This is a genomic window from Haemophilus aegyptius (genome assembly GCF_900475885.1).
Taxonomy (GTDB): Bacteria; Pseudomonadota; Gammaproteobacteria; order Enterobacterales; family Pasteurellaceae; genus Haemophilus; species Haemophilus influenzae.
Genome location: NZ_LS483429.1, coordinates 503,290 through 516,201, shown reverse-complemented (window position 1 = coordinate 516,201; position 12,912 = coordinate 503,290). Strand labels below are relative to the sequence as shown.

The following is a 12,912-nucleotide window of genomic DNA, read 5'->3' as shown; positions in this document are numbered from 1 at the left end:
AATCTTCAGGATATCCAAAACCCATCAGCAATATTTCTCATTGAGAAAATTTGCAGCACAAAGCGCTTTTTGACTGGAGTTTATGGTTTAAATTGTTTTGCTAATTTAGACGTTTGGCCTTACTTAACGGAGAACCATTAAGCTTTAGGACGTTTAACGCCGTATTTAGAACGACCTTGTTTACGATCTTTAACGCCTGCGCAGTCTAATGCACCGCGTACTGTGTGGTAACGCACACCCGGTAAGTCTTTAACACGACCACCACGGATTAATACAACACTGTGCTCTTGAAGGTTATGACCTTCACCACCGATATAAGAAGTTACTTCAAAACCGTTAGTTAAGCGGATACGACATACTTTACGTAACGCTGAGTTTGGTTTTTTAGGAGTTGTAGTATATACACGAGTACATACACCACGTTTCTGCGGGCAAGCCTCTAATGCAGGAACGTTGCTTTTTACAACCTTTTTCACACGCGGTTTGCGTACTAGCTGGTTGATAGTTGCCATTAAAAAAGCTCCAGTTTAAATGTTATTCAAGAATAGAATGTTGCTCAAAAAATCTACTTCTCTATACAGAAGTAGGTGGTAAATTCTAATAGTTTTACGCTTTATTGTCAATAATTAAACAATATACTCTAGGATTAAAACTAGATTAAAATTTACCGCACTTTTGTTTTTTATAAAAAACTTTATTCCCCACGTTTTAGCATTCCTTGTTTTTTCAAATTCACCAAAATAATTGAAATTGCTGCAGGGGTGATACCTGAAATTCGGCTCGCTTGTCCAATGGAAACCGGACGATGCTGTTCTAACTTCGCACGTACTTCATTAGATAAACCGGAAACTTTACTATAATCAAAGTTAGCTGGAATAGCCGTATTTTCGTGGCGTTTTTGTTTTTCGATTTCTTCTTGTTGATGCTCGATATAGCCTTGATATTTAATAGCAATTTCTACTTGCTCAACAGCTTCCTTATCTTCCATTGCCGGTTTATATGGCGTTAAAGAAGTCAAAATATCGTAGGTCATTTCAGGACGACGCAATAAATCTTCACCGCTAGCCTCACGTACAAGTGGACTACCAAGCACTTTATTCGCTTCTTCTAAATATTCCGAACGTGGATGCAACCAAATACTGCGTAAGCGTTGGCGTTCCTGTTCAATATTTTCCATTTTTTGATTGAAACGTGCCCAGCGAGCCTCATCAATCAAACCTAATTCATGGGCAATTGGTGTTAAACGAATGTCTGCATTGTCTTCACGTAGTAATAAACGGTATTCAGCACGAGAAGTAAATACGCGATATGGTTCTTTGGTACCAAGTGTACAAAGGTCATCAACCAATACGCCAGTATAAGATTGATCACGGCGTGGATACCATGCATCCTTCTCTTGAACATAAAGACCTGCGTTAATCCCAGCCAATAAACCTTGTGCCGCTGCTTCTTCATAACCGGTTGTACCGTTAATTTGACCTGCGAAGAATAGACCCGAAATTGATTTAGTTTCTAATGTTGGTTTTAAATCGCGCGGATCAAAATAATCGTATTCAATGGCATAACCTGGTTTCACAATACGTGCGTTTTCTAAACCTTTCATAGAATTCACAATGCCCATTTGCACGTCAAACGGTAAACTGGTAGAGATCCCGTTTGGATACACTTCATTACTGGTTAAGCCTTCTGGTTCTAAATAAATTTGATGTGAATTACGATCCGAGAAACGCATCACTTTATCTTCAATGGATGGGCAATAACGTGGACCGATCCCTTCAATCATACCTGTATACATTGGACTACGATCCAAGTTATTACGGATCACTTCATGGGTTTGTTCATTGGTATGGGTTATATAACAAGGAATTTGTTGAGGGTGATCATCAACAGATCCCATAAAAGAGAACATGGGCAACACCTCATCACCATGTTGTTTAGTTAAAATATCAAAATTGATCGTACGTGCATCAATACGTGGTGGTGTACCTGTTTTAAGGCGATCTACACGTAATCCAAGATCTCTTAATCGATGTGAAAGATTTACAGAAGCAGGGTCCCCTGCACGACCACCTTCATAATTTTCCAAACCTATGTGGATCTTACCGGCTAAGAACGTACCGGCCGTTAAGATCACTGATTTTGCACGGAAGGTTAATCCCATTTTTGTGCTAACGCCTGTAACTCGATCTTGCTCAATCAGAATATCAGTCGCTTCTTGTTGGAAAATATCTAAATTAGGTTGATTTTCTAATGCAGTACGAACAGCTTGACGATATAGAACTCTGTCAGCTTGAGCTCGAGTAGCACGCACTGCTGGGCCTTTACTGCTATTTAAAGTACGAAATTGGATCCCTGCTTTATCTGCAGCATGCGCCATTAAACCGCCCATTGCATCTACTTCTTTTACTAAATGACCTTTACCGATCCCACCAATTGCAGGGTTACAAGACATTTGCCCTAAAGTATCTACATTATGTGTTAATAAAAGGGTTTTAAATCCCATACGAGCTGGTGCAAGCGCGGCTTCTGTACCCGCATGACCACCACCGATCACAATCACATCATAAGTTTCAGTGTAAAACATATCTATCTCTATTTATTCTGATCAAAAAATTGGCGTTATTCTACAGAAATTTAAAACACCTGACAAAAAAAGAATGGATCTATTGATCCTTTGAAAGATCAGGTTTGTATTAGTAAATAAGATCTCTTTTTATATAAAGATCTTATTATTGTTATTATTAAGATCTTTTTTGGTTGTGAGTAACCTTATTCGATCCTTATGGAAACAGGTGTTATAGGATCCAAAAATCTTGTGAAAATGCGATCATTTTCTTTAAAAATCTTGTGTGTAAAATGGAAAGTTATTAACAACTTTATTTTTTCTCAACGTTACTAAGTGAGTAAAAACAGTTTTATGACAGATTATTTATGAGTTATCCACAGATAAAAATGAATTTTTATTGAAATCCCTATAATTTAGTTTTTTTAAACAATTAATTTTATTAAATGTACGTTTTATGATTTGACTTTGTAGTTACTACAGGTTTTATGCTTCCTTAAAATCAAATAGTTAAGGAAATAAAATCAAAGATTTTTTACAGTCAATTGTTACTGAAAGTGAACATAATGAAGAGGAATGTAAAGCAATAGAAGGATTGAAAAGCAAATGTAATTTGTAAAAATATTCAAAAATTTGACCGCACTTTAGGAAGAAAAAATGCCACCTAAATTTTAATATTTAGACGGCATTTTATTTTTCTAGCTATTATTTAGACAAATCAATTTGATATACAGCAAATCCAACTTCATCTGTACCAACTTGTTTCATTGGATATTGTGCTTTTTCAGCGATAAATTTCGCCGTTTGTTCGCTTGGCGATGTTTCAAAACGGACATCTAATTTATCGTTACCTGTGATAGGCACAAAACGCCAGTTTTTATCCGCATTTGGATTGACTGAACCCTCTTTCTCACTGGTTGCTTTAATATAATCAGCCAAAATTTGACGGCTTTCATCTGGTGAAGCGTAAACAATATGTTGATCGCCAGTACCTGGGAATTTATTGCCGTAAGCACGATAGTTATTAGTTGCAATCAAAAATTCTGCTTTTGGATCAACTGGTTTACCTTGATAAGTGAGATTCACTACACGATGTGATTCTGGGTTAATTAATTTACATTCGCCATCGTAACGAGCAGGTTTGGTTAGATCGTATTCATAATTAACACCATCAATCACATCAAAGTTATAAGTGCGGAAACCTTCCCAGTCGATTAATGATTGTGGTTTATCACTTGTAGGGTCAATTTGTTTAAACATACCAGCACTACATTCTAACCATTCTTTTAATTGTTCGCCTGTTGCTTTAACAACCACTAGCGTATTTGGATAGAGATATAAGTCTGCAGCGTTACGGAAAGTTAATTTACCTTTATTCACTTCGGTATAACCCGTTGGGTCATTTTTACGACCACCCGCTTTAAATGGTGCGCCTGCACTTAAAATAGGTAAGCCAGCCATTGCTGCAACACTTGGTGCAACTTTCTCTACATACGCTTTTTGTGCTTGGTTTACAATTTGAATGGTTGGATCATCTTGTACTAATGCAAGGTAACTATACATATTGTCTGTGGCTTTGCCGATAGGTTGAGAAACATATTTACGTGTCGCTTCGTGAACTGGTTTTAAAAGTGCGGTAATTTCTGGGTCATTTTTTGCAAGTGCTTTTTTGGTTTCTACATCATAAATTGGACGAAGCACAGCTTTGCCAGAAGTCACGATCCATTTACCATTGTGTTCTGTTAAGCCTAAATCCACCACGCTGATATTATTTGCCCAGTAACCAGCCATACTTTCTGGTACGCCTTTTACGGTACCATTTACGATGTCTGCATTTGGTGATTTCGCAAATTCTTTATTTGGGAATAAACGGTGTGAGTGACCAAAAATAACCGCATCAATATGTGGAACATCCGCTAAATAGAATGCAGAGTTTTCAGCACCTTCTTGATAAGGTTCATCAGATGGGCCAGTGTGAGCTAATGCAACGACAATATCAGCCCCTTTTTTCTTCATTTCAGGTACATATTTTTGTGCTGTTTTTACAATATCACGGGTTTCCACTTTGCCTTGAAGGTTTGCTTTATCCCAAACCATGATTTGCGGTGGCACAAAACCGATGTAACCAATTTTTAATTTATGTGTTTTGCCATTATTATCCACCACAGATTTTTCTTGAATGACATAAGGTGTGAAATAAGGTTCTTCTGTCCCCGCTTTTACTACGTTCGCATTCACAATCGGGAATTTAGCTTGTTTGATGGCATCTGCAAGATAATTGAGACCATAGTTAAATTCGTGGTTACCTAATGTACCCACTTCATAATTCATCGCATTTAAACAATCGACCGCAGGGTTAGATTTGCCTTCTTTATAGCCTTGTGCGGCTTGATAGTCTGCAATTGGATTACCTTGAATTAAATCCCCGTTATCAACCAATACGCTATTTTTTACTTCAGCACGTGCTTGACGAATAAGGCTTGCCGCACGAGTAAAACCGAATTTATCGGTTGGTGCATCTTTATAATAGTCAAAATCGGTCAAGAAACTATGAACATCTGTTGTTGCCACAATGCGTAGTTCAACATCGCTCTTTCCTTTTGCCATCGCAAAACGGTTTGCACTTAATGCAAGAATACTGGTCGCACCAATTTGAATAAAATGACGTCTGTTCATTTTTATTTATTCCTTTAGTAAATGATAATTTATATTATATTTTACAAAATATTTATATTTTTTCAATAAAAATATATCTAAATGTTAAAAAGATGTAAAATTGTTTTATGTTTTTTAACTAAAATAGTTACATAAATAATATTATTAATAAATATTATAAAAAATATTATTATATCTATTGACAATATTTTTTATGAGGTTCAGAATTTGCAAAAGAAAGCTTAAATAAGGAAATAGGAGCAAAACATGCCAAAACATGCCAAAGTATAGGGATAAATAATATCCTCAAAAATAATTTTCACTTTATCTTATTATTACCTAATTTACCATTCTTATCTTGCCATAAAAAAGGCGATCTCTATTATCCACCTTCTATATAAATATTTATTTTTAAATTATATATTATTTCATATCTGATTATTTATTTAAAATAAATAACATTGATTTTTTCGTAAATAAATTTTGAAAAGTTTATTAATAATTAAAAGTTAGAACAAAAGGAAAATAATATGAGTTCTGAAATAAGTGTAAAAAAAGCTAAAAAAATGGGTGTATTAGCTTTAACGCTTGTGACCGCTTCTAATATGATGGGGTCTGGTGTTTTTCTACTACCAACTAACCTTGGTAGTATAGGGGCTATTTCTATTTTTGGATGGATTATTACTATTCTTGGTGTTATGGCACTTGCATTGGTATTTGCTAAAACATCTCTCATCCATGAAAAAATTGGTGGGATAGTAGCCTATTCTCGAGATGCATTTGGTCCATTTGTTGGTTTTCAATCTACGGTTGCTTATTGGGTTAGTGCTTGGATTGGTAATGTTGCATTATTAGTTGCTGGTGTAGGTTATTTAGCCTATTTTTTCCCTATATTAAAAGATCCTACGGTAGGTACAACTTATAGTTGCATAGTGGCAATAGCTATCTTATGGATCTACGTATTTTTGTCTTCATTTGGTGCCAAAGTAGCAGGTTCAGCTCAATCATTTACAGCACTTTGTGGTTTAGCTGTTATTCTTGGTGTTGGTATCTTCGGTTGGTTCTATTTTAAACCGGAAACTTACTTAGAAGTAATTAATGATACAGGTAATAGTAATTTTAGTGCTATTATCGCAGCAGCTTCTTTAGCTTTCTGGGGATTTTTAGGAGTTGAATCAGCAGTGGTATCAACAGGACAAGTTGAAAATCCTGAAAAAACTGTGCCTAAAGCAACTGTTTATGGATTATTAATTGCTGCTGTATGTTATGTAGCAAGTAGTACTGTTATTGCAGGAATTATTCCACATGAAGTATTAAAAAATTCAAGTGCTCCGTTTGCAGATGTAGTGAAATATATGTTTGATTCTGAATTGGCAGGTTCAATCGCATCAGCATTAAGCATACTTGCTTGTTTTGGATCTATTTCTGGATGGTTTATTTTACAGTCAGAAGCTCCTCGTGCTGCAGCAGAATCTGGATTATTTCCTAAATGGTTTGCTGAATTAAATAAAAATGATGTACCAATGAAAAGTTTAATATTTACTGCAGTATTAATGTGTTGCGTATTGTTATTGACAGCAAGCCCTAATCTTGCAGAACAATTTCAAATTGTAATTTTAATGTCTGTGTACTGTTCTTTACTTCCATATTTATATACTATTACCGCATTACCAATTTTGTGGACAGCGAAAAAACTTAAAAAAGATGGCAATTATAAATGGCATACATTATTGGTTCTCATAAGTATTTTATATTGTATGTTTGCCTTAGTTGGTTCGGGTGCAGATTCTATTTTCTGGGGTACTTTACTTGTTACCTTTATGATACCAGTATTTACTTTTCCAGCATTAAAACTTATTAACAATAAAGAATTAGATGTAAAAATAGATTAATTTTTATTAGAGAGGAATAAAAAATGAAATTATCAATGAAAGATCAAGTTAAATTAGATGAATTTTATGGTTATTGTTTAAAAAATCGTTTCTTTAACTTAGGGTACCCTGAATCAGCAGATATTGATTATTCGGTTTTAGAAAAGTTTTGGAATATTAATTTTAATAACTGTGGTGATTGGGCTGAATACTGTAATTTTAAATTAAATACATTTGAATTTGAAAAAGATGTAATGGAATATTTTTATGATTTATTTAAAATTAGTAAGGAAGATGCTTGGGGATATGTGACAAATGGTGGTACAGAAGGGAATATGTTTGGTATATGGCTAGCCAGAGAAACTTTCCCTAACTCAACGCTATTTTATTCAAAGGAAGCTCACTATTCTGCAGCTAAAATTGTAACTTTACTTAGAATGAAATCTTGCGTGGTTGAACGTCAAAAAGATGGTGTTGTTGATTATGAAGATTTAATTAATAAGATTCTACAATCAGGAGAAAAACATCCTATTATTTTAGCTAATTTAGGTTCTACAGTACATGGTGCTATTGATGATATAAGTAAAATTCAAAAACTTATGTCACAAGCTGGTTTTAAACGTGAGGATTATTATATTCATGGTGATGCTGCATTAAGTGGAATGATTTTACCATTCGTTGATGATCCTCAACCTCATACTTTTTCTGATGGTTTGGATTCAATAGGTGTTTCTGGTCATAAAATGCTTGCTTCACCGATCCCATGCGGTATAGCTATTGGTCGCAAAAAGTTAGTAGATAACATTACAGTTGAAGTAGATTATATTGCAGCTCATGATAAAACTATAACAGGTTCTCGTAATGGGCATACTCCACTAGTACTATGGACAGCTATTAAAGGGCATACTTTTGATGCTTTTAAAGCAAGAATAGATAGATGTTTATCTATGGCTGATTATGTGGTTAATAGAATTCGCTCTGCAGGCTATAATGCTTGGAAACATAAAAATTCTATTACAGTGGTTGTTCCTCGACCTGAAGAGTCTGTCTGGGAAAAATGGTCACTTGCACCATCTGGTAATGAAGTTCATGTTGTTACAACAGCTCATAACGAATGGGAAACGGAGAGAGTAGAACAATTATGTGATGAATTGATTGAAAACTATAGAAAAATAAATTGTCAAGATAAAATCTAATAAAAAATAAGGGCTACTAATAAATTTATTAGTAGCTTTTTATTTATAAATTTATGTGAGGGTTTATGAGTGATAAAGAAGTTAATAAAAGTTTAACACTAAGACATATTCAATTTTTAGCTTTAGGTTCTGCTATCGGTACAGGGCTATTTTATGGATCTTATGAGTCTATAAAATTAGCTGGATCATCTGTTATATTTGGATATCTGATTGTTGGATTTATTATTTTATACACAGTTAAATAAAGATAGTTTAGAACAAATTGCAAGCATTAATAATTTAATAAAGTATGGAGGTTTTTTTCCTAATGGATTAGAAGGATTTATATATAGTTTGTCGATTATTGCATTTTCTTTTGGTGGTATAGAAATTATTGGTATTAGTGCAGGTGAAACGCTTGATCCTAAAAAATCTATCCCTATAGCAATTCGTTCAGTTCCATTTAGGATTATTTTTTTCTATATTTTTACTATATTTATTATCTTAACTATAGTTCCTTGGAATAATTTAGATAGTTCAAAAAGTCCTTTTGTCATTATATTTGAGTATATAGGTATTCCTTATTTCAGATATTTTAAATATTGTTATTATTTCTGCTTCAATATCTGCAATTAATAGTGATGTATTTAGTGCTAGTAGAATAATTTATAGTATGTCAAAAAGAAATCAAGCTCCAATAATATTATCTCGAATTTCAAAACAAGGTATTCCTTGGCTAGTTGTTTTATTGGTTTCTTTTTTATTATGTTTTGGTATATTTTTAAATTACTTATTTCCTGATAAAGTTTTTATTTTTATAGCATCATCTGCTAGCGTTATAACTATTTTTGTTTGGATTATTATTCAGTTTTATTAGTTTTTTACAAAAAAATAAATTTATATTGTTTTCTATTTTTTCTCTTGTTTTTATTGTTTTATTTATGTTGTTAAATAAAGAAACAAGATGGGCTTCTTTAGTTGGTGTTTCTATAATTTTATTAATTTTTATAATAGGTACTAAATTTAATAATATCATATGTAAGGATAATAAAGATGAGTGTTAAATATCAATCTATTAAGGGGATGAAAGATGTATTACCTAGTGAATCACCGAAATGGATTTTTTTTGAAAGAATAATTATTGAGTGGATGAAAAAATATGGGTATGAGCAAATTAGAACGCCAATAATAGAGAATACAAATTTATTTATTCGTTCTATTGGAGAAGCTACGGATATTGTCGAAAAAGAAATGTATTCTTTTGTAGATTCTTTAAACAAAGATAAATTAACATTAAGACCTGAAGGGACAGTAGCATGTTTAAGGGCATGTTTAGAAAATAATTTATTATATAATTCTACACAGCGTCTATGGTATATGGGACCAATGTTTAGACATGAAAAACCACAAAAAGGAAGATATCGTCAATTTACGCAAGTTGGAATTGAAGCATTAGGTTTAGAGGGGCCAGATATTGATGCTGAAATGATTACAATGACGAAAGATCTTTGGAATCAACTTGGTTTCAAAAATATAGAATTGCAAGTTAATACTTTAGGAACTGTTGCAGAGAGAGTCAAATATAGAAATATTTTGATTAAATATTTAGAAGATAATATTGATGTTTTAGATGAAGATGGACGAAGACGATTATACAGTAATCCACTTAGAGTATTAGATTCTAAAAATAAATCTATGCAAGATATATGTAATAACGCTCCTAAGTTAATTGAATATTTAGGAAAAGATAGTTTATGTCATTATTATACTTGGTTGAATTTTTTAGAAAAACTAGGTATTTCTTATGTTGAAAATACAAGATTGGTTAGAGGTTTAGATTACTATAATAATTCGGTATTTGAATGGGTTAGTTATGCTAATGAATCCCCATTAACATTTTGTGCAGGTGGACGTTATAATGGATTAATGGAAGAACTTGGCGGAGAATCTAAAGCTGGTATTGGTTTTGCAATGGGAGTTGAACGTGTATTAGATATGTTGGATACAAAGGTAATTCCTGAAAATAATAATTTAATATATATAGTACATTTTGGTAATAATACAGATGAGTATGGTTTGTTAATAGCTCAAAAATTACGTAATATAGGATTTAATGTAAAACAAGATTTTGAACATTCTTCTATAAAGTCTCAATTAAAACGTGCAGATAAATATAATGCAAGATTTAGTATCATTATAGGAGAAAATGAAGTTTATTTAAATAAAGTAAAGGTTAAAGAAATGAAATCTAGAAATGAAGTTCTTATTGATTTAAATAATCTGATAGATTTTTTTATAAAAAATAATTAATAAAAGAGATACATGGACAATATTTCATTTTATTGTCCATATTTATTTCATTTTTTTCTTCCTTTAAAAGGCTATAAAAACAGACCGCACTTAAAAAAAGTGCGGTCAATTTTTTACTATTTTTACAACATAAATAATGCTAAGAATAAAACAGCAAGTATCATGCCTGGCGCGGTACGTTTTACCATTTCTACTGGGCTTACCATCGCAAGGCCTGCACAAACAATGGTTACGCCTGCAATTGGTGAAGCTGTACGACCAATTGCACCAGCAATGGCTGCTGCCATACCAAGATTTACATGAGTGTAACCGAGTTCTACAGCATGTGGTGTGACGGCAGTGTTAAAGGCAATTGCTGCTGCATCGCCAGAGCCTGTAATTAAGCCCATTAAGAATGGTCCAATTGTTGCACCCCAACGTACAAATTCGTTGGATTCTTTTAAGAAAGAAATTGCAGCATCCACTGCACCTGTAGATTTTAATCCTGCCACAAATACACTGGCTGCAATGATAATACCAAGTACGTTTGCATAAGAATTTCCCATACCATTGAAAAATTCTTCAGTGATTTTTACTGGGGAAATACGAGTGACGATAATGCCGTAAATTGCACCAATTAGCATCGCTTGAGGAACGCCCATTTTAGTCCATTCAAGACCCGGTACTTGTTGTAATGATGTTCCACCAATCACTAAAATAACTAATGGTATTAATGGTGCAAGGGCATAAAGTACATTGACGCCTTCAACAACTTTTATTTCACTTTCTTTTTGTTCTGCAAGATAAGCTTTACGATGTTGTTTACCATAATCTTTAAAAACAAGCGCAAGAATTGTTAAAACAACCGCACCTATTGCTCCCGCAATCATATTATATGGTGCATGTGAAAGGTTTACTTGAGTGATAGTTAAGCCTGACATTTCACTAATCATTGCTGAGTGAGAAGAACCTGGGCTCATCATTGATCCAAAAGTTCCTGCTAAAATAGCTGCACCAGCAGTAGCTGGTCGAACACCCGCACTTTTTAAAACGGGAATTAATGTTGCGCCAACCGCAGCAGCACAACCAGCTGCAGAAGGAATAGCAATATTGATGAAAAAGGTGATGACTGTTGCAATTGGAATTAAGAAGAATTTTAATCCGCTTAATGGTTTGGTAAGTAAATGTACCAGATGAGTATCACATTGAGTGTATTTCATTACATAAGCAAAACCCATACTGGAACAGATAGCCATAATTAATCCGCCAGATGTCATGCTTTTGGCAAAAGCATCTAATGCACCCATTGGATTCAGCGTTAGAATGGACATTATTAAACCTACACCAATCAAAACAGTTCGGGTTTCGGCTTTTTTAATCAGAAAATAAATTGTGGCAATAATGCCAATCACTGCAACGATGGATTTGAATAATTCCATTGTATGTTCCCTTTAAGTTAATAAGAAAAAGTTGTATTGATATCAAATGTGCCACATTCCATATTTTCACTGAAGCACAAAATAGGATTTTCGCCCAATACGGTTGCCATTTCATTTTGTATATGAAGCGCAGAACCTTCAGGCAATGCATATACAAATGCAGTTGGATTAACGAGTAAAAATTCTGCCAAACGTTCTTCTCGGCTTTCACCATTGTGGCCTTGCATTTTACCTGAAATAAAGTGCGGATTAATTTGATGAGGAAAAAGTTGTAATGCTTGAAATGAAGGAGGATAAGTAATTGGCATATCATTAGTTGTCATAATAGATGCGCCAGCTACATTTGCCCCAGCACTCCAACCAAAATAAGGCGTACCGTTATTTACTTTTTCACGAATGATATCAATCAAATTATGTTCATAAAGTTGTTTTAACAAACAAAATGTATTTCCACCGCCAATAGCGATGACATCTGCTTGTTCAATAATATCTCGATGCTGTTTGCCACGATGAACGGAAACAATATTCATCCCTAAATCAGAAAGTGCATTTTGCACAGTTTTTTCATATTCATCAAAAGTGCGGCTCACCCCAGCATAAGGTACAAAAGCAATTGTTTTACCACGATAATCAGCCAAGAAATTTTGTAACCAAGGTAGGGTGTGTTCAAGATAACCCGTGTTCTTGTATTTTGAGCTACTGAGCAGTAACATATTTTTCATATTTATAATCCTTTTTAGGGATGAAAAGTTATTGCTATTATGCCTAAGCTAAAAACAAAATCCAGCATAAAAGCTGGATTTTTTATGGATTGCGTAGCATTATTGATTTAGTTGAAAACGACGCTTTTCAGGAATTAAAAATGACAAAAGCCACCTTTTAGGTGGCCTTGCCTCAATATTGTAGGGGGGGGTTGATAA

Annotated in this window: 9 protein-coding genes and 2 pseudogenes; 6 read left to right on the top strand and 5 right to left on the bottom strand. The window is 33.7% G+C overall.

Translation table 11 applies throughout. The annotated features are described in order from the left end of the window. Positions 1-137: 137 nt before the first annotated feature. Complete coding sequence (gene rpsL, locus DQN49_RS02740; RefSeq protein WP_005543325.1) at positions 138-512, bottom strand: 30S ribosomal protein S12; 375 nt, start codon at positions 510-512, stop codon at positions 138-140. 182 nt (positions 513-694) lie between these two features. Next, complete coding sequence (mnmG, locus tag DQN49_RS02735) at positions 695-2,584, bottom strand: tRNA uridine-5-carboxymethylaminomethyl(34) synthesis enzyme MnmG (RefSeq protein WP_006995231.1); 1,890 nt, start codon at positions 2,582-2,584, stop codon at positions 695-697. Between the two features lie 499 nt (positions 2,585-3,083). Between mnmG and DQN49_RS10385 the strand changes: the two are divergent. After that, positions 3,084-3,182: pseudogene (locus DQN49_RS10385) on the top strand (MerR family transcriptional regulator); the annotation flags it as partial. 86 nt (positions 3,183-3,268) lie between these two features. Here the strand turns inward: DQN49_RS10385 and cpdB are convergent. Next, a complete protein-coding gene (cpdB, locus tag DQN49_RS02725; RefSeq protein ID WP_006995232.1) occupies positions 3,269-5,239 on the bottom strand; it encodes a 2',3'-cyclic-nucleotide 2'-phosphodiesterase in 1,971 nt (656 codons plus the stop codon). Positions 5,240-5,748: 509 nt separating this feature from the next. Here cpdB and hdcC point away from each other — a divergent pair. The 5 genes and pseudogenes from hdcC to hisS all read left to right on the top strand — a co-directional run bounded on the left by hdcC (position 5,749) and on the right by hisS (position 10,574). Beyond that, positions 5,749-7,110 carry a histidine-histamine antiporter gene (gene hdcC, locus DQN49_RS02720; protein WP_006995233.1) on the top strand — a complete coding sequence of 454 codons (1,362 nt, stop codon included), beginning with the start codon at positions 5,749-5,751 and terminating at the stop codon, positions 7,108-7,110. A gap of 23 nt (positions 7,111-7,133) precedes the next feature. Then, positions 7,134-8,285 (top strand): histidine decarboxylase, encoded by a 1,152-nt coding sequence (locus tag DQN49_RS02715; protein ID WP_006995234.1) that lies wholly within the window; start codon positions 7,134-7,136, stop codon positions 8,283-8,285. 65 nt (positions 8,286-8,350) lie between these two features. Beyond that, positions 8,351-8,530 carry an APC family amino acid transporter, D-serine/D-alanine/glycine transporter gene (locus DQN49_RS02710; RefSeq protein WP_006995235.1) on the top strand — a complete coding sequence of 60 codons (180 nt, stop codon included), beginning with the start codon at positions 8,351-8,353 and terminating at the stop codon, positions 8,528-8,530. After that, a pseudogene (locus DQN49_RS10640) lies at positions 8,496-9,141 on the top strand (amino acid permease). Before DQN49_RS02710 ends, DQN49_RS10640 begins: the two are co-directional and overlap by 35 nt. 176 nt (positions 9,142-9,317) lie before the next feature. After that, positions 9,318-10,574 carry a histidine--tRNA ligase gene (gene hisS, locus DQN49_RS02695; RefSeq protein ID WP_006995238.1) on the top strand — a complete coding sequence of 419 codons (1,257 nt, stop codon included), beginning with the start codon at positions 9,318-9,320 and terminating at the stop codon, positions 10,572-10,574. Between the two features lie 122 nt (positions 10,575-10,696). Here the strand turns inward: hisS and dcuC are convergent, their stop codons facing one another. Both dcuC and pepE read right to left on the bottom strand, forming a co-directional pair. Further along, positions 10,697-11,992, bottom strand: coding sequence for a C4-dicarboxylate transporter DcuC (dcuC, locus tag DQN49_RS02690; RefSeq protein WP_006995240.1), 1,296 nt, complete (start codon positions 11,990-11,992; stop codon positions 10,697-10,699). Positions 11,993-12,009: 17 nt separating this feature from the next. Continuing rightward, complete coding sequence (gene pepE, locus DQN49_RS02685; RefSeq protein WP_006995241.1) at positions 12,010-12,714, bottom strand: dipeptidase PepE; 705 nt, start codon at positions 12,712-12,714, stop codon at positions 12,010-12,012. Between the last annotated feature and the right edge of the window lie 198 nt (positions 12,715-12,912).

Excerpts from the sequence above, each read along its gene's own strand:
- DQN49_RS02715 (WP_006995234.1), top strand. The coding sequence starts at position 7,134 with ATGAAATTATCAATGAAAGATCAAGTTAAATTAGATGAATTTTATGGT.
- mnmG (WP_006995231.1), bottom strand. The coding sequence starts at position 2,584 with ATGTTTTACACTGAAACTTATGATGTGATTGTGATCGGTGGTGGTCAT.
- pepE (WP_006995241.1), bottom strand. The coding sequence starts at position 12,714 with ATGAAAAATATGTTACTGCTCAGTAGCTCAAAATACAAGAACACGGGT.
- hisS (WP_006995238.1), top strand. The coding sequence starts at position 9,318 with ATGAGTGTTAAATATCAATCTATTAAGGGGATGAAAGATGTATTACCT.
- cpdB (WP_006995232.1), bottom strand. The coding sequence starts at position 5,239 with ATGAACAGACGTCATTTTATTCAAATTGGTGCGACCAGTATTCTTGCA.
- DQN49_RS02710 (WP_006995235.1), top strand. The coding sequence starts at position 8,351 with ATGAGTGATAAAGAAGTTAATAAAAGTTTAACACTAAGACATATTCAA.
- rpsL (WP_005543325.1), bottom strand. The coding sequence starts at position 512 with ATGGCAACTATCAACCAGCTAGTACGCAAACCGCGTGTGAAAAAGGTT.
- hdcC (WP_006995233.1), top strand. The coding sequence starts at position 5,749 with ATGAGTTCTGAAATAAGTGTAAAAAAAGCTAAAAAAATGGGTGTATTA.
- dcuC (WP_006995240.1), bottom strand. The coding sequence starts at position 11,992 with ATGGAATTATTCAAATCCATCGTTGCAGTGATTGGCATTATTGCCACA.